This window comes from Campylobacter sp. RM5004 (assembly GCF_022369455.1).
In the GTDB taxonomy this organism is placed as follows: Bacteria; Campylobacterota; Campylobacteria; order Campylobacterales; family Campylobacteraceae; genus Campylobacter_E.
Genome location: NZ_CP059599.1, coordinates 1,451,160 through 1,469,265, shown reverse-complemented (window position 1 = coordinate 1,469,265; position 18,106 = coordinate 1,451,160). Strand labels below are relative to the sequence as shown.

Genomic DNA, 18,106 nt, shown 5'->3' with positions numbered 1-18,106 from the left:
TATGAGAAGGCAGTTTTTTACGAATACAATTAAAATTGTAGCAGTTGGTGTTGGAGCTTTTAGTATTTTTAAATTAAACGACACGCCAAAAAGCGAAAGTAAAATAGAGCTTAAAAAAGGCTTTTTCTTACGCCCACCAGGAGTAAAGAATGAAAAGCATTTTTTAGCTAATTGCATTCGCTGTGCTAAATGCGTAAAAGCCTGTCCTTACCATGCTTTAAGTTTAGCTAGTGCTAACGATGTTGCAAGTAATGGAACGCCAAAATTTGTTGCAAAAGAAATTCCTTGTTATTTATGCGATGGCTTGCCTTGTATAAAGGCCTGTCCAACTGATGCACTTGATAAAAGTATTAATAAAATATCTTTAGTTAATATCGGTCGTGCAATAGTAGATGAGAGTTCTTGTGTGGCACATTTTGGAATACAATGCGATGCTTGTTATAGAGCATGTCCTTTTATAGATAAGGCTTTAAGGCTTGAATATAAAAGAAATGAAAGAACACAAAAACACGCAATGTTAGTTCCTAAAGTAGATTATGATTATTGTGTTGGCTGTGGATTGTGTGAAAAAGTTTGCATTACCAAAAAACCTGCTATTGTGATTTTACCTACTAGTTTTATTTTAGGTGAGAGAAATGATAATTATGTTAAAGGTTGGGTTAGTGGTGATGATGAGAGATTAAAAAATATTGATACAAGCAAAAAACACGATGATAAAAAAGCTATAAATTACCTAAATGATGGAGATTTTTAATGAAAAATAAGTATTTATTATTAAGAAGAATTACTCAAATTGGTATTTTAGCTTTATTTATGTTGCCAAGCTGTGATTTTATTTTAAAAGGAAATTTAAGCTCATCAATTTTATTTAATAGCATAAGTTTAAGTGATCCTTTTGCTTACTTGCAAATATTTTTAGCTAGCTTTAGTCTTAATTTTGGGCTTTTTATCTCGGCATTTTTGGTTTTTATAATTTATGCCTTGTTTTTAGGTCGTGCGTTTTGTGCGTGGGTTTGTCCTATTAATTTGATTACAAATTTAGCTGGTGTAATTAGGCAAAACTCTAACCTTAAAAGCTCAAAAATAACTAATTTTAAACAAAATACTAGATATTTTATTTTGTTTAGTATTTTGCTTTTATCTTTTATAGCACAAGAGCCTGTGTTTGAAAAATACTCTCATATAGGAATAGTTACTAGAGGGATTATTTTTATGCAAAGTTCAGCGATTTTTGTAGCTATTATTATATTTTTACTTGATTTATTTGTGCAAAAAAACTTAGTATGTTCTCATCTTTGTCCTTTAGGTGCGTTTTATAGTTTGATTTCAAAATTTAGTTTTTTAAAAATAAGTTATGATTTAAACAAATGCACAAAATGTATGAAATGCAAAACAATTTGCCCTGAAAATCAAGTCCTAGCAATAATTACTAAAAATAGTGGAGATATTAGTAATTCTGAGTGCATTAAATGCGGTAGATGTATTGAAGTATGCGATGATGATGCACTTAACTTTAATTTAATTAACTTTATGAAAGGAAAAAAATGAAAAAAATATTTTTAAGCCTTGCAGCGTGTGGTATGATGTTTGCAGCAAGTGTAAGTGATAGCGAAATTGGTTTAAGAAAACATTCTTTAGAAGATGAAAAAAGCCTTGAAATTAAAAATTTCACATATTCAGAAAAAGAAGCTGGAGAAGCTCAAAGATTTGAAAGAGCATTTCTTAATGCTCCACCACAAATCCCACACAATGTAGAAGACTTTTTGCCTATTACACAAGATAATAATATGTGCCTTAGTTGTCATGATTTAGGTGCTGATAATGAGCGTGTAAAATTAAGCATTGAAGAAGCAACACCTATGCCAGCAAGCCATTATTATGATTTAAGAAATGAAAAAAAGCTTGATGCAATATCACAAGCAAGATATAACTGCGTTCAATGCCACGCACCACAAGCAAATATTGAAAGTGGTATTAAAAACACATTTAAACCTGATTTTGGTAAAGATGAATTAGGCAAACATCGCTCAAATTTATTAGATGTAATCAACGAAGGTTTGAAATGAAAAAATTGCTATTATTAATAGCAAGTCTAAGCTTAGCAAATGAGCTAAGCTTAGATAAACTTAGTGCTAAAAATTATGATTGTTATATAAATTATATTAATAATGATTATATTGCTTGTGATAATAGTGTTTTTAAAAATGATAGCAAAGAATTTGAATTAGGAAGTAATGTTATTTTTATTGATGATTATAAGGGTTTGGTTTTAGCGATTAGCTCAGAATTTGGGGAAAAAACATTAAACATTTATAAAGATAACCAAATAAAAAGCAAAAAGATTTCAAGCGATATTAATAAGGCGTTTTTATATAAAGATATGATTATTTTAACTTCACTTGCAAGTGAGATAATATTTCTTGATTTAGATTTTAAAGAAATAAAAAGAGTTCATTTTTCAAATGCAAGCATAAATGCAGCAAGTATTAATAAAGATAAAGCAAAAATAGCATTAGGATTTGAAAGTGGCAAGATTGTTGTATATGATTTAAATAATCATACTTATATTACAAAAGAAGTGCATAAGGATAATATTTATAATGTAGATTTTAAGGCAGATAAAATAATCTCTTGTGCAACCGATAGAAAAGCTATTATAAGTGATGATGAGCTAAATCTAATTGATACAATAGAAAGTAATAATTTAATTTATAATTGTGCTATTAGTTCAAGTGGCTTAGTAGCATATTCTTGCGATGTGGATAATAATATTTGCGTAGGTGATGAAAAGATTAATATAGGTAATTTATATCTTAATTCAATTTTGTTTAAAGAAGATACTTTAAGATTAAATGCTTATTCAAAAACTTTATATGAAAAGGATTTTAAATGATTTCTTCTCTTGTAGTTGTTGCTAAAGATGAGTTTGTTGATGAAATAAAAAATGTTGCTAATGCTAGTTTAGAGCAAGTTATTGAAGATAAGTTTATAGTATTAATTGAAGCTAGTGATTTTAATGAAACTTTAGCAACTTTTAATAATGTTAAAAAACTTAGAAGTGTTATTGATGTCAATATGGCTTTTAGTGAAGTTGAAGAATTTAATTTAGAAATAAACGCACAAAGAATGGCTGATAAGGTAAATGCTTTAAGCGAAGCAAAAGAGATTGAATACTACGGAAACATATATAAAAATTATTAAAAATCACAAGAATTTGAAATAGGAATTTGATTTTAAATTCTTGTTTTTAATTTAATAAATATTTGTTTTATTTATTAAATTAATATTAGTTTTTATTAAGAGTTTGATTGTTAAAATCCGTCTTTAAAATTTTTCTTAAGGATACTTCATGGATGCAAGTTCAATAATGCTACTAATAGGAAATAAAATCTCAAGCACTCACAAGCTAATGCTAATTGAAAAATTAAAAAATACAGATGAAAATAAGCTTAATAATATTTCTTATTTATCTTTTAAAAGTCCTATTTTAGCTCTTGTTTTAGGTTTGTTTTTTGGTGGTTTAGGAGTTGATAGATTTTATCAAGGAAACTATATTTTAGGTGCTATAAAATTAATTATTTTTATATTATGTATTTTTGGTCTTGGTATATTTATTGGGCCTTTCTTTTTCTTGTATATTTTAATTGATTTATTTTTTGTATATAAAGCAGTTCAAAAAGATAATTTTAATAAAATCTTAAAAGCTGTTGAATAATTAGGGAAATCCTAATTATTCACTAAATATTCATCTAAGCTTTTTTTAAATTTTTTGCTTAGTTTTTCATACAGCTCGTTAAATTCTTTTTTAAAATCATCATTTTGCCAAGCTTTTAAAAAATTATTTTTATGTAAAATTTCTTTTTTATTTTGAATATTATCAAGGTAAAACTCATCATATAAAGAATTAAAATATATTTTTAAATATTTTCTTAAAAGCTCTAAAGCCATAAAATTAAAAATCAATATAGGCTCGTTTATTATTTCTTTTATGTTTTGTATGAATTGCTCTTTTGTTTTTTCATAATGATTTGATACTAAATAACAAGGATGAGATTTAAGATTTTTATAAAACATATCATAAAGACTAATTTCTCTTAAATTTATGATATTTTGCTCATCATCAATATTTGCAAAAAACGGATAAAGCTTACAAGCAAGTGGGCGAAAATCGCAAAGCCCTTTTAAATCACATTCTAAAAAGCATAAAGTTATTGTTTTACTACAATTTAATTTATAATCTATTGATGCTAGAAATTTTAGTGTAGTTTTATTTTTTATATATTCATATTCGCTTTTTAACATAGGAATTACTACATTATAATCCTTATTAGCATTGCAACAATGCCCGTTGCAATGCCTAAAGCAATCTTTAAAATATACGATTTCTAAGTTTTCAAGCTTTTGATAAAAATTCATTTATAGCTGGTTTTATATTATTTTGCATGAAGAAAAAGTGATTTCCATTAAATGTTATTAGCTTTGAATTTTTGATTAAGCTATTCATTTTTTGCCCTATTTTTAGGGTAGTTGCGGTGTCTTTATCTCCCCACAATAATAAAGTATTTGTATTTATTTTACTAATTTCATCGCTAAAATCTTCATCAACTACATTTTTAAAAGTTTGATACATTATATGACTTAGATTTGCACCATCTTTACTAGCTAATATTTTTCTAATATTTTTAAAGCCTATTTTATTTAGTGTTTTTGCTAGAATTATTTTGCATTTTGTCTTAAAGCTTTTAGGTAGTTTTAGTCCTGCACTTGCACATAAAATCAAAGCTTCATAATCTTTTTTGCTAGCCATTAGACAAGCGATTTTACCCCCAAATGAATGCCCTAATAAAATATCTACATTAATTCCTAATTCATTTAAAAAATCTTCGCTAAGTTTTAAATAATCTTGTGAATTAAAAGCATATTTTGGCTCATCACTTCCACCAAAACCTGCAAAATCTAAAAATATCATTTGCTTACAATGCGGAGTTAGTGCCTGAGTGAAAAACTGCTCCATTAATTCTTTGTTAGCTCCCCAGCCGTGCATTATTAAAGCGTTTTTTTCTCCTTCGCCTTTTTTTACTAAATAGCTTAAAGATATGTTATTTACATTAATTTTTGCCATTTTTTTTGTCCTTATAAATCGCTTCTAAAATTACAAGAGCATTTTGTAATTTTTCATATTCATTTAGATTTAGCATAACGCATTGAAATTTATTATTTTTTACTACGAAAACCTTTTTATTTCCTTCAATTTTTTTCAAAATTGCTGAAAAATTACGCACCACTTCAGTAGCTGAAAAAATCTCATCTTGACTAAATTTCATAATAATCCTTTTTGCTTTTTATTCTAAAAGCAAAAACTAATCCAAAGGAATTTAAATTAGGAATTTCGCAATTGAAATTCTTATTTTTATAATATTTAGTATTTAAAATCTAACAACCATAATTTCAATTACTTCATCATCTTTTAGCTCAAGCCTAATATTAACACTTTTACCTAAAAGTATTTTATTAAAATAAAAATATTCGTTTTTTGCTTTAAAATCAAATTGACTTAAAATCTCTTTTATCTCATCATCATTTTTGCCTTTTAACTTGAGATTTATATCATCTAATATGCTTTTATCAAGCACAATGCAAACTCTTTCAAGGTTGCTACACTTTAGCTCTGATTTTAAAATCCTTGTTATAAGTTCATTTGCTTGTTTTAAAAAATCATCATAATACCACCAAGCACAAAGTATAGCCATAATTAAAGCTAAGTATTTTTTAAAATAAATTTTATAGTTTTTATACACTCTAGCTAGGTATAAATACACAAAACCAAATATAGCAAATGGTATGATATTTTGAAGAATATCGATACTTTTATGAACGCTTTTATCATAAAGACAAAAATTATAAATAATTTTAATTAGGCAAATAAAAGATATAAAAAATGCAATATGTTTTAATAATAAATAAAACTTATCTTGCATAAATACATCGCTATCTAAATCGCCTTTAGCTATTAAAAGATAAATCTTAAAAAATACAAAAGCAAATATAAAGCAAGGAATATAGCTTATACCACCTATATAAAAAGCTATTAAGAATAAAAACCAAGCTAGATAAAAAAATATATTTTTTAAAATTACATTAGTTTTTATTAAAAGACTTTTTAAAGTCATTTTATTATCCTTATAACTTCTTATTAAATTCCATTTAAATTAGTGTTAAAAATAATGGAATTTGAAATAGGAATTACGAAATTCCTATTTTCTAAAAAAGCTTTGCAATATGCAAAAGCTAAAAAGTGAGCTAAAAAATAGCATAAAATTAAGCAAAAAAGAAGCTGTAAAAAATACGCTAACAAAAGCTAAAGCAAAGAAAATTAAAGCTATTTTAGCAAGTGATTTACTAAGGCAAATCGCACCTATTAGATTAAGAATTAGCACTAGCATTTAATCTCCTTAAAAGTAAAAAAATCGTAATTAAATAAATAATATTAAAGCAAATCGTTACATTTGTATAATTGCTAAAAACTGCATCACAAAGCAATAAAACCGCAAACAAAATTACTGAAATTAGTTTTAAAATCTTTGTTTTATTTGCATATACAAAAGCTAGTATAAAACTAAGAACAAATGCTACATAAAAGCTATTTTGTTCTATCATTTGTCTATTTATTTCTGCATTATCTAATACTTTATTTACTATAAAATAAACTAAAGTAGCATTAACACAAGAGCTTAAAACGCTGTAAGCTAGAGCTTTTAGCTTGATATTTTCTTTTCTTTTTGCAGCACTCATTAGCATTGATTTGTATATAAAAGCACAAGCTAAAACGCCACAAATGCTAAGCATAAGATTTAATATAAAAGGAGCAAAATGCACCCTATGGGTATTAAAGAATAATTCATTTAAAAATCCAAAGAAGTTTATACTCTTAAGGCTTGATTTCTCGCTTAGTTTTTCGTTGATTTCGCCTGTTGCTGAGTAGACTAAAATATTGCTATTTTTTGTGTTTAAATCATAAAATGGAGTATCGTTTTTGTGTTTTGTGATTAAGATACTTTTGTTTGGTTTTGATAAAACAATGCTTAAATCATTTGTATTTAGTCTTGTTTTAGCATCTTCACTAGCTTTTAAAATCGCTTTTAGATCAAAATCATATTGCGCTAATTCGCTAGATTTTGGTGTATTTTTAACCTTTACTTCTTTGCTTGAACTAAATAATTTTTCTATATCTTTTAAGTAATTAAGTCCTATACCACTAATGCTAAGCCAAGCTAAAAATATTCCTATAAATACACCGCTTACAATGTGAAAATTGTATAAATTAGCGAAATTATTTTTAATATTAAATTTGTAATTAAACTTCTTATTCCAAATAAAATAACCACTAACAACTAAAACAAACATTCCTAAAGCAAGTATAGAAATAAAGGCTTCAAAAATACTTTTTAAAACGCCTTGAGATGGAAATAATTTATAATGCATTCCCACTAAAAATTTACTGCCTAAGGTCTTGTTTTTAGCGAAATTTTCTTCATCAAAATAAGCGATATTTGTTTTTCTTTCGCCCTTGCTTGAGCTAGAATTATAGTAGCTTATCTCATAAAGATTTGAATAATAAGGCGGTGTTTTAATCCCTATAAACTCGTAATTATCATAAGTTTTTAAAGCGTAATCAAGTGTTTTTTCTAAATTACTATGGCTTTCATTTTTTATTGATTTTGATAAATTTGCTTGCATATAATAATTAATCTCATCTTTAAAATATGCACTTGTCCCAAAAAAACAAATAAAAAATAAAAACCAACAAGTAGCTAAACCAATATAAATGTGTAGATTTCTTAAAGTTTTCATAATTCTCCTAAAATGAAAGGAATTTCAAGCGAAATTCCTATTTAAATTCTTAGTCGTCTAAGATAGTTTTTGTAACAACGCCTTTGCTGTCAATATAAACTTTATAGTTGTTACTAAATTTTAATTTGTAGCCATTCCATTCTTTTTCTATTTCCATAAGATTTGCACCTTTTTGGCTTTCTTTTGCAGCTTTTGTAAGTTCTGGTAAGATTGTGTCTGGAATAGGGCTGTATTTTGCATCAATTTCTTTTAACTCGCCTGATTTAGTAAAATCAAGTTCTGTTCCATTGTTTAGCTTGATTTCATAAGAATCCCAGTCTTTTTCAGCTTTTGCGATATTTTCATTTGCATAATGAGTTTTAATAAAATCTTTTATATTTTGCGGTAACTCGCTTGGATTTATTAAAGAATCAGCAAATAAACTAGCAGTAATTGCACCTAAAAATAATAATTTTTTCATACTAAACTCCTTAAAAAAAATTAAACTACAATATTAACAAAATAAAGTAATTTTGATTACTATACCCCCCCCCATACTTAAATTATGCTTAATTTTTCTTCTTTAAATAAAAATATAGAGAGATTGATATTAAAAACATTATAAAGCTTAGTATTTGTCCCATAGATAAGTTTAAAGCAATAAAGCCTAAATTAAAATCAGGTTCTCTAAAAAACTCACAAGCAAATCTAGCAATGCTATAAGTTATCCCATAAATACAAATTAATTGCCCATTAAACTTAATATTTTTAGAAAAATACCAAATCACTAAAAATGTTAAAATTCCTTCTGTAAATGCTTCATAAAGTTGGCTTGGATGTCTTAATTCATTTCCAACATAAACACCCCAAGAAACATCAGTAATTCTGCCAAATAGCTCGTGATTTAAAAAATTTCCTATTCTTCCAAAAACATAGCCCAAAGGAACTGATAAAGCTACTAAATCTAGTATTTTAAACATATTTTTTTTATATTTTTTAGCATACAAATATGTAGCAATTAAAGCACCAAATAATGCTCCATGATAGCTCATTCCTGCAATTCCTATGAATTCTCCGTTGCTAAATGGATTAAACATTTGCCAAGGATTTAGCAAATAATACGCTCTATCATCGCTATAAACTAAAATATAACCTATCCTTGCTCCTAAAATAATGCCTATTTCAATCCATATAAAATAATTTTCTATTTCTTTTTTACTAAAGCCAAATTTATGAGCATTTTTTTGACCTATGTATAAAGCTATTAAAAGTGCTGCAATATAACAAAGCGCATAATAATGTATTTTAAACATTCCTATGCTAAAAGCAACTCTATTTGTGTTTTCGTAAAAATGTTGCCAAAATTCAAGCATTTATCTTATCCTTTTTTTGTAGAATTTGAATTAGGAATTTTAAAATCCATTTAGTTTTTGACAAGCGATTTTATTGCCTAATTTACAAGATTTTTCTAAGAATTTTTTACTTAATTTAAATTTTGATAATTTTAAATATGAATTAGCAGCTACAAAACAAGCTTCTTCATAACCTTTATCACAAGTTTTTTCTAAGATATTAAATGCTGTTTTTATGTTATTGTTTTCATAATGAACACTAGCTTCAAATATACAAGCATTATAAAAGCCTTTATCACAAGCTATTTTAGAGTATTTTATAGCATTTTCTTTATCTAAAAAACCTTTATAATATCTAGCTGTTGCATAGCATGAGTTTTGGTTGTTTTCGTTATCGCATTGATTTTTTAAGATTTTTAGAGCTTTTGTTGAGTTCTTTTCATAATCAATCACTAATTTAGTGCATGCTAAATCAAAATGATTTTGACAAGCAAGTCTTAAGGCGTTATATTTGGTATATTCATCATCGCTAAAAGTTGAGATTATATAGCATGCTGCCATATTTTTTGCTTTGCATTCTTCGTTTATATATTCTTTTGCTTCTTTTATATATTTAATCTTGCCAATATCTTCTAAATTATCACAACCATTAAAATCATTCTCGCTACATGATTTTATGTTTTTAAAATACCCATTTACTTTTGCTAAATCAAGTGCTATTTCAGCTTCGTTTGCAAATAAAAATATAGAAAATATTAAAAAAATTATCTTTTTCATATACGCTCCTTTGTGATGAAGTTTAATAAATTATGGATAATTTTAATTAATTTCAAAAAAAATTAAAATTTTAAGGAAGATTTTAGAAAATTTTAGATTGAATAACGAAAATTATTTTTAAAAGGAGTTTTTAAATGAGTGTTTTACCATTTTTTCTAACGAACAATTTATTTACAAGCTTCTTCTTCCATCATGCCTTAGGGCATTAATACTTCATATTTTTTTAATCATTTTTAATTTTTTATATTTTTTTTAATTTTTAATTTAAAGGAATTTTTATGTTAACAAACCCAGTTTTTATAAGCATTTTAATAATGCTTGGACTTTGTATTTTAAGATTTAATGTATTTTTAGCCGTTTTGGTTTCTAGCCTTATCGCTGGACTTATGAGCTATAATTTTGATAGCAATTTTTTAGTAGCAATCTCAAGCTCAATGACAGCTTTAAAAGATATTATGAATACTTTTATAAAAGGTATGAGTGGTAACTTGCAAACTTCTCTTAGTTATGTTTTAGTGGGTGCTTTAGCTGTCGCAGTATCTAGGACAAATCTAACTGCTTTTTTAGTTAATTTTATTAGCAAAAAAATGTCTGATAAAAAGGTTTTATTGCTTTTTTCACTTGCGATAATCTCAAGCTTTTCACAAAACTTAATTCCTATTCACGTAGCATTTATTCCGATTTTAATCCCACCAATGCTAAGTCTATTTAATAAGCTTAAAATTGATAGACGTGCAATTGCATGTGCTGTTACATTTGGACTTACAACTCCATATATGACTTTGCCTGTTGGATTTGGTCTAATATTTCAAGATATTATCACTCAATCTTTAAACGCTAATGGTGTAAATGTAACTCAAAGCGATGTTGCTGGTGTTGTTTGGCTTATGTTTTTTATAATGTTTTTCGGGCTTTTAGCTTCTTTTATTTATTATAGAAAACCAAGAGCTTATAAAGAGCTTGAAGCAAAATACGAAAACTTAGATGAAATAAAGTTTGGCAAAAAAGAAGCAATGGTAATGATAGGCTTATTAATCACTCTTACAACTCAGATTTTTGTAGGCTCATTGCCGCTTTCTGCTTTGCTTGGATTTTTGTTTATTTGTGTTAGTGGTGGGATTGAGTATAAAAAAATTGATGAAGTATTTTTAGGTGGTTTTTCTTTAATGGGTTATGTAGCATTTATTATGCTAATTGCTTGTGGTTTTGGAGCTGTTTTACAAGGCACAGGAGCGATTAAGGAGATAGTTGATTTTACTTTAAGTATCACAACAAACAAACTTGCAATTACATTTGGAATGATGTGTATAGGCTTATTAATTACTCTTGGAATTGGTAGCTCGTTTGGAACGGTTCCTATCATTGCTACTTTATTTGTGCCAATTTGCACAGAACTTGGCTTTAGTGCTGAAAGTATTATTTTTATTATTGCTTGCGCTGGTGCTGTTGGAGATACAGGCTCACCTGCAAGTGAAGCTACACTTGGAATTACAGTTGGACTTAATGCTGATAAGCAAAGCGATCACATAAAAGATGTATGTATCCCTACATTTATATTCTATAACATTCCTTTAGTTGTAGGTGGTGCTTTAATAGCTTATTATTTATAGAATTTGAATTCGGAAATTCCGAATTCAAATTCCTTAGATTTTTATATCATTTATTTGCTTTTCTTCATTTAAGTTTATTATTTTGTATTCTTTAAAACTGATGTTTTTTAAATCAACTCTTTTAATACTAAAATCATTCATAGTTTTATAATAAAACTCTAAATTAGATAAATCACTAAGGCTGCCCCATTGTGTAGCGCTTAAAATATCTTTTGGAATATATTCTTTATGCTCGTTTGAAAACTCAACGCCTATTGGAATATCAAAATTATTTAATATATGAAAAGCTGTAAAAATACTATCTTTTGTATTTAATTTAGGCATAGTTTTAAGATAAAAGAATGCTCTTACAAATCTTGATGGCGGTGTAATATCTCCAGGCAAGCCAAGAGCTGCAGTTCCTGCACCAAATGAAGAAATTTCTTGATTATTTACATTAAAATTATTTGCATTTCCTGCTCTTAAATTTACATAATTATTTAGGTTTTTGATATGCCAAGGATAATCAGGAGAATTAGTAATAACTCCTACTTTATTCTCATAAATCATAATTTTGCCATTTTCTATGATTTCAATAACAATATTAGCTCCAGTGCTATCAGCTACTCTAAAATGTGCTGTCGGTAAAGCGTTGTTATCTTTATCGTAAGCAATATTTACTATTTTTAGGTTTTTAATGTTTTGTTTTACTTCTTCTACGCTTTTAAAATTGCTTAAAATATAGCTTACAAGTTGCAAATCCACTAAGCTTTTTGATTTATATTTTTTATTATATTTTTCTAAGCTTCCATAATTTGGAAAATAAAAAAATCCCGCATTAAGCCCAGCTTCGTTTAAACCTTCAGCTATAAATCTTTCATTAATAACACTAATTCCTACGAAATTATATTTACTTTTCCAACTAATTCCTGTTTCTTTTGTATTTGGTAAAAGCGAATTAAAAGAATGGTTTTTAGGAACTATTATTAATTTTGAGTTTAGATTGCTTTCTCCATATTCTATTGTTCTTGCTTGTAAATAAGCATTTTCATTGCTTTTAATACTAATGCCTGTGCAAGGATATAAATTACTTGCGATTAAAATTGATAAAAATATTTTTTTCATAACTCTCCTTTGGAACGATTTTTGCTATTTTATTGAAAATTACTTAAGGATTAGAATGCAAAACGGATTTTATCAAGCAACAGGAGCAATGGTAACTCAGCTAAATCGCTTAAATGTGATATCAAATAATTTAGCGAATGTTAATACTGCAGGATTTAAAAAAGATAATGTAGTAATAGCTGATTTTAAAAGACTTTATGATGAAGAAATGCAAAATATGCCAATAGATGATAATACAAGGCAAGCTGCAAAATACATAAATCAAACAATAAACAGAGTTCCTAATATTGATATTGAATATACTGATTTCAGTGTAGGAGCAATTCGTCCTACTAATAATCCTTTAGATATAGCGATTAAAAGAAGCGATTGTTTTTTTATGGTTCGCTCAGCAGATGGACAAGTAAAATTTACAAAAAATGGAGCTTTTAGTTTAGATGAAGAAGGCTTTGTCGTTACAAAAGATGGAGAAAGATTACTTAGTTCAAATTATTTTAATGACCCTGTAAATGATGGCATTCAAGTAGGAGATGGACAAAGGCTTACTATTGATAGAGATGGAAATATCTATTTAGATGGCGAAGTAGCAAATAGAATTTTCGTAGCTAGAATGGATGATACAAGAGATTTAGAAAAAATCGGAGATAATCTTTATAGGCTTGATGATTTAACTAAAATGCAAGATTTTGAGGGTTCAAATGCACTTGCGAGTGGATTTTTAGAAATGAGTAATGTAAATGCAGTAAATGAAATGGTAGGACTTATTGAAACTCATCGCTTAGTTGAAATGTATCAAAAAGTAATGACAAGCCACATGGATGAGCTAAATAACGACGCAATAAATAAATTAGCAAATGTTAAATAGGAGTAAAAATGCTTAGATCTTTATATACAGCAGCAACAGGAATGATAGCGCAGCAAACGCAAATTGATACAACATCTCACAATATTGCAAACGTAAATACAATGGGATATAAGAAAAATAGGGCAGAATTTGCTGATTTAATGTATCAAGTAATGGAATACGCAGGCACAAGCACAAGCACAACGACGCAAAGTCCAACAGGTATTGAAGTAGGTCTTGGAGTTCGCCCAACAGCAATTACTAAGCAATTTACACAAGGATATTTTAAAGAAACTGGCAATCAATTAGATGTTGTAATTGCAGGAAATGGCTTTTTTCAAGTGCAACTTCCTGATGGCACAACTGCTTATACTAGAAACGGAGCGTTTAAATTAGATAGTGAAGGAACTATTGTAAATAGTGATGGATATAGATTAATTCCTGAAATTACCGTTCCTGAAGATGCTATTTCTATTGGTATTGGAACCGATGGTGTTGTAAGCGTTATTCAAGCAGGAAATCCTGAAGCCGTGCAATTAGGTCAAATTGAGCTTGCAAACTTTATAAATCCAAGTGGCTTACATGCTTTAGGAGATAATAACTTTTTAGAAACAAGTGCAAGTGGTGGTGTGGTTGTTGGAATTGGCGGAACAAATGGTTTTGGTCAAATTAAGCAAAACTTTGTTGAAATGAGTAACGTTCAATTAGTTGAAGAAATGACAGACCTAATCACAGGTCAAAGAGCCTATGAAGCAAACTCAAAAGCAATCACAACAAGTGATGAAATGCTTTCAATTGTAAATGGCTTGAAGAGATAATTTACAAAAACTTTTTTATTAATAATTTTTCTTATAATCAATTTTTAGGAGTTGTTATGAAGAAAAATTATTCTTTTTTTAAAAACGCAAGCTACGCTCTAGCAGGTATTAAAAGAGCCTTAAGCGAGAGTGCATTTATTATAGAATTTGTAATAGGAATTTGCTTTATTTTATTTGCTTTGATTTATCCTTTTTCTCTTTATGAAAAAGCTTTTTTAATAGCTGTAATTTTGTTTGTATTTGCGGCTGAGTGCTTTAATACGGCGATTGAAAGCGTTGTTGATTTGGCTACAAATAAATACCACAAGCTTGCAAAAGATGCTAAAGATTTAGGCTCTGCTGGTGTGTTTTTTACCATTTTAATTGCCATTCTTTGCTGGGGAGTGGTTTTATATAAGGAGTTTTTATGAGAGTTGGTGAAATTTATAATTTTTTAAATGAGATTAGTCCTTTTGAAATGCAAGAGAATTGGGATAATAGCGGTTTATTGCTTAGCAATGATGATTTATGTGAAAGGATATATTTAAGCCTTGATTTAGATTTAAATCAAGTAAAATCATTTTTGCCAAATTCTTTAATAATCACTCATCATCCACTAATTTTTAAAGGTTTAAAGAGTATTAAAAATGATTATGCAGGAAGTATTTTAAAAGAATTAATAAAGAAAAATTGTGCTTTAATTTCTATGCATACGAACTATGATTTATCACATTTAAATGCTTATTTTTGTGAAAATATTTTAGGACAAAATATAGTAGAAAAAAATGGATTTATTGCCTATATAGAAAATAATTTTAAGGATATTTTCGCTCTTGCTGATTTTTTAAAAGAAAGATTAAAACTTAAAAAAATATCAATTTCACTAGCAAAAGATTTAAAAGAAAGTAAATTAATGGGAGTATGCACAGGTTCAGGAATTTCTTTAGCAAGTGAGTTGAAAAGTAGTATTTTTTTAACAGGAGATATTAAGTATCATGATGCTTTAGCACTTAGTGAAAATGGTGTAAGTTTGATTGATATTAAGCATTATGAAAGCGAAGTTTGTTTTGCTAATTCTTTAGCATCTTGTTTGCAAAAATTACCGATAGAGATTATAATCAGCTCTTCAAAAAATCCATTTTTAGAGTATTAAGGACATACTATGAATAAACACTTATCACAATTAGTAGAGCTTTCTAAATTAGACAAAGAAATTGATAGTTTTTTACCACAAATTGAAAGTGCTAAAAAAGAAGCAAATCATTTAGAAGACAAAATTAAAAGCTTAGAGAATAAAAACATAAAATTAGAAGAAAGTATAAAAGAATTAAACGAAGATAAAATAAAAGTAGATAATCACATAGCTCAATTTACTACAAAAATAAACGATACAGCTAAAAAAATTGCTTTAGTAAAAACAGAAAAAGAAGCAAATGCTTTAAAATTAGAAGAAGAAATCGCAAGAGAGCAATTAGAAGCTGCAAATGATGAAATAACTAAAATAGAAAAAAATATTGAAGTTAAAAAAGATGAAATCAAAGAAAATCAAAAAGAAATAACTAAACTAAATGATGATTTAACTTTAGCAATTGCTAGTCAAAAATCAGCACTTGACGCAATTGAAGAAAAAAGAAAAGAAATTTATGTAAGAAAAGATAAATTAGCTAACGAAATTGATAATAAAGTTTTCGGATTTTATGAAAAAATTAGAAAATGGGCTAAAAATACAGCAGTAGTGCCTGTTAAAAAACAAGCTTGTTATGGTTGCTTTATGCAATTAAATAGCAAAACTTATAGTGCAGTATTAAAAGGAGATGAGATTAATAACTGCCCACATTGTGGAAGAATTCTTTATATAGAAGAGTAATGATTAAAATTAAAAAATGTATTTTTTATATATATTAATTTTAATTTTACTTTATCCATTTTTTTTATTAGCCTTAATTCCTCTTAGTTTTAAGGCTAAATACTCTAAACTTTATCAAAAATTTTTACCATTTAAACAGCATAAAAGAGCAGATATTCATTTTCACTTTGCAAGTTACGGAGAAGCTGTTGCACTTAGTGATTTGATTAGATATTATAAAAATAAAGGCTTTAGTGTTTTGCTAACTTGCTCAAGCAAGACAGGCTTATTAAAAGCTAAAGAATTAGATGATAATGCTTTTTTATTACCTTATGAATTGTTTTTATTTTTTTGGTTAAAACCGGCTAAAAGTTTGGTTGTATTTGAAGCAGAACTATGGCTTAATTTATTGAAAATATATAAAAATCATAACGCAAAAACAATCTTGCTTAATGCTAGAATGAAGGAAAAAAGTTTTAAAAATTATTATAAATTTAAAAAATACTATGAAAATATTTTTAGTAATTTTGATTTTATTTTGGCTCAAAGCATTGAAGATAAAGAGCGTTTAGAGCAATTTAGTGCAAAAAATATAGAAGTTTTTACAAATATTAAAATAACAAATAAGCCTAATGTTACAAAAGTGCTAAATAAAAATAAAGAGATTGTATTAATCGCAAGCACACATGAAAAAGAAGAAGAACTTATTTTAAATAAATTAGATTTTAATTTTTTAAAAGATAAATGCTTAATAATAGCTCCAAGACATCCTGAAAGATTTGGCGAAGTTGCTAATTTATTAAAGAATTTGAATATGGATTTTAATAAATACAGCGATGATTTTAATGGGTATTTAGATAAAAATGTATTTTTGCTTGATACTTTAGGAGAACTTATTAATTTTTATGCTATTAGTGATTATGTAATTTTAGGCGGCTCTTATGTGGATGTGGGTGGGCATAATTTCGCTGAACCGGCACATTTTTTTTGCAAGATTACGGCAGGAAAATTTATATATTCTCAAATAGCTATGTTAAAATGTATTGATAATGTTGTAATTAGTGATGAAATAGATTTTAGTAATATAAAAAATGCTAAAATCAAAGAAGCTTACACATTTGATAATTTGTGTGAAATTTTAGATAGGACAATGAATGAAACAAGATAAAGCTTATAAATTATTAGCAATCCAAGAAGGTATTTCAAATTCTGCTGCTAAGGAATTAATAGATTTAGGTTTAGTAATGCATGGTGGAAAAAGATTAGAAATCGCAAGGGGGCTTATGCCTGTTAATACGATTTTTAAACTTGCAAAGCCAGAGCTTAGTGTATTGTTTGAAGATGAAAATCTATTAGCAATAAATAAGCCAATAGGAATTGCAAGCGAACATATTAAGAATAATTACACGCTTTTAAATAGGCTTGATAAAGATACAAGCGGAATTGTGCTTTTTGCAAAAAATGAAGAGTTTTTAAAAGCTGCTAAAAATGAGTATAAAAAAGAAAAAGTTCAAAAACTCTACCTTGCAATTACGAATAAAATCGTAAGCGAAGGAATGGAAATTGATGAACCAATACTTACAATAAAAGGCAAAAGTGCTTTTAGTAAAATAAGTAATAGCGAAAATGCAAAATACGCTTATACTAGATTAGAGCCACTAATAATTGAAGGTAAAAAAACTTTATTAAAAGTTCAAATCGCAACAGGTAGAACTCACCAAATAAGAGTGCATTTAAATAGCGTTGGTTTAGGCATTTTAGGTGATGTTAAATATAGTAAAATAATTAGCTCAAGACTTATGCTGCATTGTGCTAGAACTAAAATATTTGATTACGATATTAAAACCCCTATGCCAAATGATTTTCATAAGGACTTTGATTTAAAAGGAATTAATTTAGATTTTCTATTTTAATTCCTATTTCAAATTCTTTAATACCTTTTGTTA

24 protein-coding genes are annotated in these 18,106 nt (G+C 27.2%); 15 read left to right on the top strand and 9 right to left on the bottom strand.

Annotated elements, in window-relative coordinates:
- Nucleotide 1 precedes the first annotated feature (1 nt).
- The 6 genes from napG to AVANS_RS07280 all read left to right on the top strand — a co-directional run bounded on the left by napG (nucleotide 2) and on the right by AVANS_RS07280 (nucleotide 3,715).
- A complete protein-coding gene (gene napG, locus AVANS_RS07305) occupies nucleotides 2–754 on the top strand; it encodes a ferredoxin-type protein NapG (protein ID WP_239817229.1) in 753 nt (250 codons plus the stop codon).
- Nucleotides 754–1,548, top strand: coding sequence for a quinol dehydrogenase ferredoxin subunit NapH (gene napH / locus AVANS_RS07300; protein ID WP_239817228.1), 795 nt, complete (start codon nucleotides 754–756; stop codon nucleotides 1,546–1,548). Before napG ends, napH begins: the two co-directional genes overlap by 1 nt.
- Nucleotides 1,545–2,066 (top strand): nitrate reductase cytochrome c-type subunit, encoded by a 522-nt coding sequence (locus tag AVANS_RS07295; protein WP_239817227.1) that lies wholly within the window; start codon nucleotides 1,545–1,547, stop codon nucleotides 2,064–2,066. The genes napH and AVANS_RS07295 overlap by 4 nt, the downstream gene beginning before the upstream one ends.
- Entirely contained in the window at nucleotides 2,063–2,893 is an 831-nt protein-coding gene (locus AVANS_RS07290; RefSeq protein WP_239817226.1) for a hypothetical protein, read from the top strand. The genes AVANS_RS07295 and AVANS_RS07290 overlap by 4 nt, the downstream gene beginning before the upstream one ends.
- Nucleotides 2,890–3,201, top strand: coding sequence for a chaperone NapD (locus AVANS_RS07285; protein WP_239817225.1), 312 nt, complete (start codon nucleotides 2,890–2,892; stop codon nucleotides 3,199–3,201). Before AVANS_RS07290 ends, AVANS_RS07285 begins: the two co-directional genes overlap by 4 nt.
- A 148-nt stretch (nucleotides 3,202–3,349) precedes the next feature.
- Nucleotides 3,350–3,715, top strand: coding sequence for a TM2 domain-containing protein (locus AVANS_RS07280; RefSeq protein ID WP_239817224.1), 366 nt, complete (start codon nucleotides 3,350–3,352; stop codon nucleotides 3,713–3,715).
- An 11-nt stretch (nucleotides 3,716–3,726) separates the two neighbouring features.
- On the opposite strand, the gene AVANS_RS07275 is transcribed toward AVANS_RS07280, so the two are convergent.
- The 4 genes from AVANS_RS07275 to AVANS_RS07260 all read right to left on the bottom strand — a co-directional run bounded on the left by AVANS_RS07275 (nucleotide 3,727) and on the right by AVANS_RS07260 (nucleotide 6,170).
- The gene (locus AVANS_RS07275) at nucleotides 3,727–4,416 is read right to left on the bottom strand and encodes a hypothetical protein (protein ID WP_239817223.1); all 690 of its coding nucleotides are present in this window, start codon (nucleotides 4,414–4,416) and stop codon (nucleotides 3,727–3,729) included.
- Nucleotides 4,394–5,122 (bottom strand): alpha/beta hydrolase, encoded by a 729-nt coding sequence (locus AVANS_RS07270; RefSeq protein ID WP_239817222.1) that lies wholly within the window; start codon nucleotides 5,120–5,122, stop codon nucleotides 4,394–4,396. The genes AVANS_RS07275 and AVANS_RS07270 overlap by 23 nt, the downstream gene beginning before the upstream one ends.
- The gene (locus AVANS_RS07265; RefSeq protein ID WP_239818543.1) at nucleotides 5,109–5,327 is read right to left on the bottom strand and encodes a type II toxin-antitoxin system Phd/YefM family antitoxin; all 219 of its coding nucleotides are present in this window, start codon (nucleotides 5,325–5,327) and stop codon (nucleotides 5,109–5,111) included. The genes AVANS_RS07270 and AVANS_RS07265 overlap by 14 nt, the downstream gene beginning before the upstream one ends.
- A gap of 99 nt (nucleotides 5,328–5,426) precedes the next feature.
- Complete coding sequence (locus tag AVANS_RS07260; RefSeq protein WP_239817221.1) at nucleotides 5,427–6,170, bottom strand: hypothetical protein; 744 nt, start codon at nucleotides 6,168–6,170, stop codon at nucleotides 5,427–5,429.
- 109 nt (nucleotides 6,171–6,279) lie between these two features.
- On the opposite strand from AVANS_RS07260, the gene AVANS_RS07255 reads away from it, so the two are divergent.
- Complete coding sequence (locus AVANS_RS07255; protein ID WP_239817220.1) at nucleotides 6,280–6,447, top strand: hypothetical protein; 168 nt, start codon at nucleotides 6,280–6,282, stop codon at nucleotides 6,445–6,447.
- Here AVANS_RS07255 and AVANS_RS07250 read toward each other — a convergent pair.
- From AVANS_RS07250 to AVANS_RS07235, 4 genes are all read right to left on the bottom strand, one after another.
- On the bottom strand, nucleotides 6,424–7,851 hold the full coding sequence (locus tag AVANS_RS07250) for a PepSY-associated TM helix domain-containing protein (protein ID WP_239817219.1): 1,428 nt from the start codon (nucleotides 7,849–7,851) through the stop codon (nucleotides 6,424–6,426). The two genes, AVANS_RS07255 and AVANS_RS07250, sit on opposite strands and share 24 nt — an antisense overlap.
- A gap of 49 nt (nucleotides 7,852–7,900) precedes the next feature.
- Nucleotides 7,901–8,311 (bottom strand): PepSY-like domain-containing protein, encoded by a 411-nt coding sequence (locus tag AVANS_RS07245; RefSeq protein WP_239817218.1) that lies wholly within the window; start codon nucleotides 8,309–8,311, stop codon nucleotides 7,901–7,903.
- A gap of 88 nt (nucleotides 8,312–8,399) precedes the next feature.
- Nucleotides 8,400–9,203 (bottom strand): prolipoprotein diacylglyceryl transferase, encoded by an 804-nt coding sequence (gene lgt / locus AVANS_RS07240; RefSeq protein WP_239817217.1) that lies wholly within the window; start codon nucleotides 9,201–9,203, stop codon nucleotides 8,400–8,402.
- A 39-nt stretch (nucleotides 9,204–9,242) separates the two neighbouring features.
- Nucleotides 9,243–9,959: a hypothetical protein gene (locus tag AVANS_RS07235; protein WP_239817216.1), complete on the bottom strand. Its 717-nt coding sequence runs from the start codon at nucleotides 9,957–9,959 to the stop codon at nucleotides 9,243–9,245.
- Between the two features lie 272 nt (nucleotides 9,960–10,231).
- Here AVANS_RS07235 and AVANS_RS07230 point away from each other — a divergent pair, with 272 nt between their 5' ends.
- A complete protein-coding gene (locus AVANS_RS07230) occupies nucleotides 10,232–11,569 on the top strand; it encodes a Na+/H+ antiporter NhaC family protein (RefSeq protein ID WP_239818542.1) in 1,338 nt (445 codons plus the stop codon).
- A 33-nt stretch (nucleotides 11,570–11,602) separates the two neighbouring features.
- Here the strand turns inward: AVANS_RS07230 and AVANS_RS07225 are convergent, their stop codons facing one another.
- Nucleotides 11,603–12,673 carry a choloylglycine hydrolase family protein gene (locus AVANS_RS07225; RefSeq protein WP_239817215.1) on the bottom strand — a complete coding sequence of 357 codons (1,071 nt, stop codon included), beginning with the start codon at nucleotides 12,671–12,673 and terminating at the stop codon, nucleotides 11,603–11,605.
- Between the two features lie 55 nt (nucleotides 12,674–12,728).
- Between AVANS_RS07225 and AVANS_RS07220 the strand changes: the two genes are divergently transcribed.
- Genes AVANS_RS07220 through AVANS_RS07190 form a run of 7 tightly spaced genes read left to right on the top strand, consistent with a single transcriptional unit; the run spans nucleotide 12,729 to nucleotide 18,073 of the window.
- A complete protein-coding gene (locus AVANS_RS07220; protein WP_239817214.1) occupies nucleotides 12,729–13,538 on the top strand; it encodes a flagellar hook-basal body protein in 810 nt (269 codons plus the stop codon).
- A gap of 8 nt (nucleotides 13,539–13,546) precedes the next feature.
- Complete coding sequence (flgG, locus tag AVANS_RS07215; RefSeq protein ID WP_239817213.1) at nucleotides 13,547–14,335, top strand: flagellar basal-body rod protein FlgG; 789 nt, start codon at nucleotides 13,547–13,549, stop codon at nucleotides 14,333–14,335.
- Nucleotides 14,336–14,391: 56 nt separating this feature from the next.
- Complete coding sequence (locus tag AVANS_RS07210; protein WP_239817212.1) at nucleotides 14,392–14,745, top strand: diacylglycerol kinase; 354 nt, start codon at nucleotides 14,392–14,394, stop codon at nucleotides 14,743–14,745.
- The gene (locus AVANS_RS07205; protein ID WP_239817211.1) at nucleotides 14,742–15,467 is read left to right on the top strand and encodes a Nif3-like dinuclear metal center hexameric protein; all 726 of its coding nucleotides are present in this window, start codon (nucleotides 14,742–14,744) and stop codon (nucleotides 15,465–15,467) included. The genes AVANS_RS07210 and AVANS_RS07205 overlap by 4 nt, the downstream gene beginning before the upstream one ends.
- Nucleotides 15,468–15,476: 9 nt before the next feature.
- On the top strand, nucleotides 15,477–16,181 hold the full coding sequence (locus AVANS_RS07200; protein WP_239817210.1) for a C4-type zinc ribbon domain-containing protein: 705 nt from the start codon (nucleotides 15,477–15,479) through the stop codon (nucleotides 16,179–16,181).
- 16 nt (nucleotides 16,182–16,197) lie between these two features.
- Nucleotides 16,198–17,328, top strand: a complete 1,131-nt coding sequence (locus AVANS_RS07195; protein ID WP_239817209.1) for a glycosyltransferase N-terminal domain-containing protein — start codon at nucleotides 16,198–16,200, stop codon at nucleotides 17,326–17,328.
- Nucleotides 17,315–18,073, top strand: coding sequence for an RluA family pseudouridine synthase (locus AVANS_RS07190; protein WP_239817208.1), 759 nt, complete (start codon nucleotides 17,315–17,317; stop codon nucleotides 18,071–18,073). Before AVANS_RS07195 ends, AVANS_RS07190 begins: the two co-directional genes overlap by 14 nt.
- The last annotated feature ends 33 nt before the right edge of the window (nucleotides 18,074–18,106 follow it).

Bases quoted from the DNA above. Each gene is read 5' to 3' on its own strand.
- AVANS_RS07260 (WP_239817221.1), bottom strand. From the start codon at position 6,170: ATGACTTTAAAAAGTCTTTTAATAAAAACTAATGTAATTTTAAAAAAT.
- AVANS_RS07280 (WP_239817224.1), top strand. From the start codon at position 3,350: ATGGATGCAAGTTCAATAATGCTACTAATAGGAAATAAAATCTCAAGC.
- AVANS_RS07225 (WP_239817215.1), bottom strand. From the start codon at position 12,673: ATGAAAAAAATATTTTTATCAATTTTAATCGCAAGTAATTTATATCCT.
- AVANS_RS07200 (WP_239817210.1), top strand. From the start codon at position 15,477: ATGAATAAACACTTATCACAATTAGTAGAGCTTTCTAAATTAGACAAA.
- AVANS_RS07220 (WP_239817214.1), top strand. From the start codon at position 12,729: ATGCAAAACGGATTTTATCAAGCAACAGGAGCAATGGTAACTCAGCTA.
- napH (WP_239817228.1), top strand. From the start codon at position 754: ATGAAAAATAAGTATTTATTATTAAGAAGAATTACTCAAATTGGTATT.
- AVANS_RS07295 (WP_239817227.1), top strand. From the start codon at position 1,545: ATGAAAAAAATATTTTTAAGCCTTGCAGCGTGTGGTATGATGTTTGCA.
- AVANS_RS07205 (WP_239817211.1), top strand. From the start codon at position 14,742: ATGAGAGTTGGTGAAATTTATAATTTTTTAAATGAGATTAGTCCTTTT.
- flgG (WP_239817213.1), top strand. From the start codon at position 13,547: ATGCTTAGATCTTTATATACAGCAGCAACAGGAATGATAGCGCAGCAA.
- AVANS_RS07285 (WP_239817225.1), top strand. From the start codon at position 2,890: ATGATTTCTTCTCTTGTAGTTGTTGCTAAAGATGAGTTTGTTGATGAA.
- AVANS_RS07275 (WP_239817223.1), bottom strand. From the start codon at position 4,416: ATGAATTTTTATCAAAAGCTTGAAAACTTAGAAATCGTATATTTTAAA.
- AVANS_RS07210 (WP_239817212.1), top strand. From the start codon at position 14,392: ATGAAGAAAAATTATTCTTTTTTTAAAAACGCAAGCTACGCTCTAGCA.
- AVANS_RS07270 (WP_239817222.1), bottom strand. From the start codon at position 5,122: ATGGCAAAAATTAATGTAAATAACATATCTTTAAGCTATTTAGTAAAA.
- AVANS_RS07290 (WP_239817226.1), top strand. From the start codon at position 2,063: ATGAAAAAATTGCTATTATTAATAGCAAGTCTAAGCTTAGCAAATGAG.
- lgt (WP_239817217.1), bottom strand. From the start codon at position 9,203: ATGCTTGAATTTTGGCAACATTTTTACGAAAACACAAATAGAGTTGCT.
- AVANS_RS07250 (WP_239817219.1), bottom strand. From the start codon at position 7,851: ATGAAAACTTTAAGAAATCTACACATTTATATTGGTTTAGCTACTTGT.
- napG (WP_239817229.1), top strand. From the start codon at position 2: ATGAGAAGGCAGTTTTTTACGAATACAATTAAAATTGTAGCAGTTGGT.
- AVANS_RS07255 (WP_239817220.1), top strand. From the start codon at position 6,280: ATGCAAAAGCTAAAAAGTGAGCTAAAAAATAGCATAAAATTAAGCAAA.
- AVANS_RS07195 (WP_239817209.1), top strand. From the start codon at position 16,198: ATGTATTTTTTATATATATTAATTTTAATTTTACTTTATCCATTTTTT.
- AVANS_RS07245 (WP_239817218.1), bottom strand. From the start codon at position 8,311: ATGAAAAAATTATTATTTTTAGGTGCAATTACTGCTAGTTTATTTGCT.
- AVANS_RS07190 (WP_239817208.1), top strand. From the start codon at position 17,315: ATGAAACAAGATAAAGCTTATAAATTATTAGCAATCCAAGAAGGTATT.
- AVANS_RS07235 (WP_239817216.1), bottom strand. From the start codon at position 9,959: ATGAAAAAGATAATTTTTTTAATATTTTCTATATTTTTATTTGCAAAC.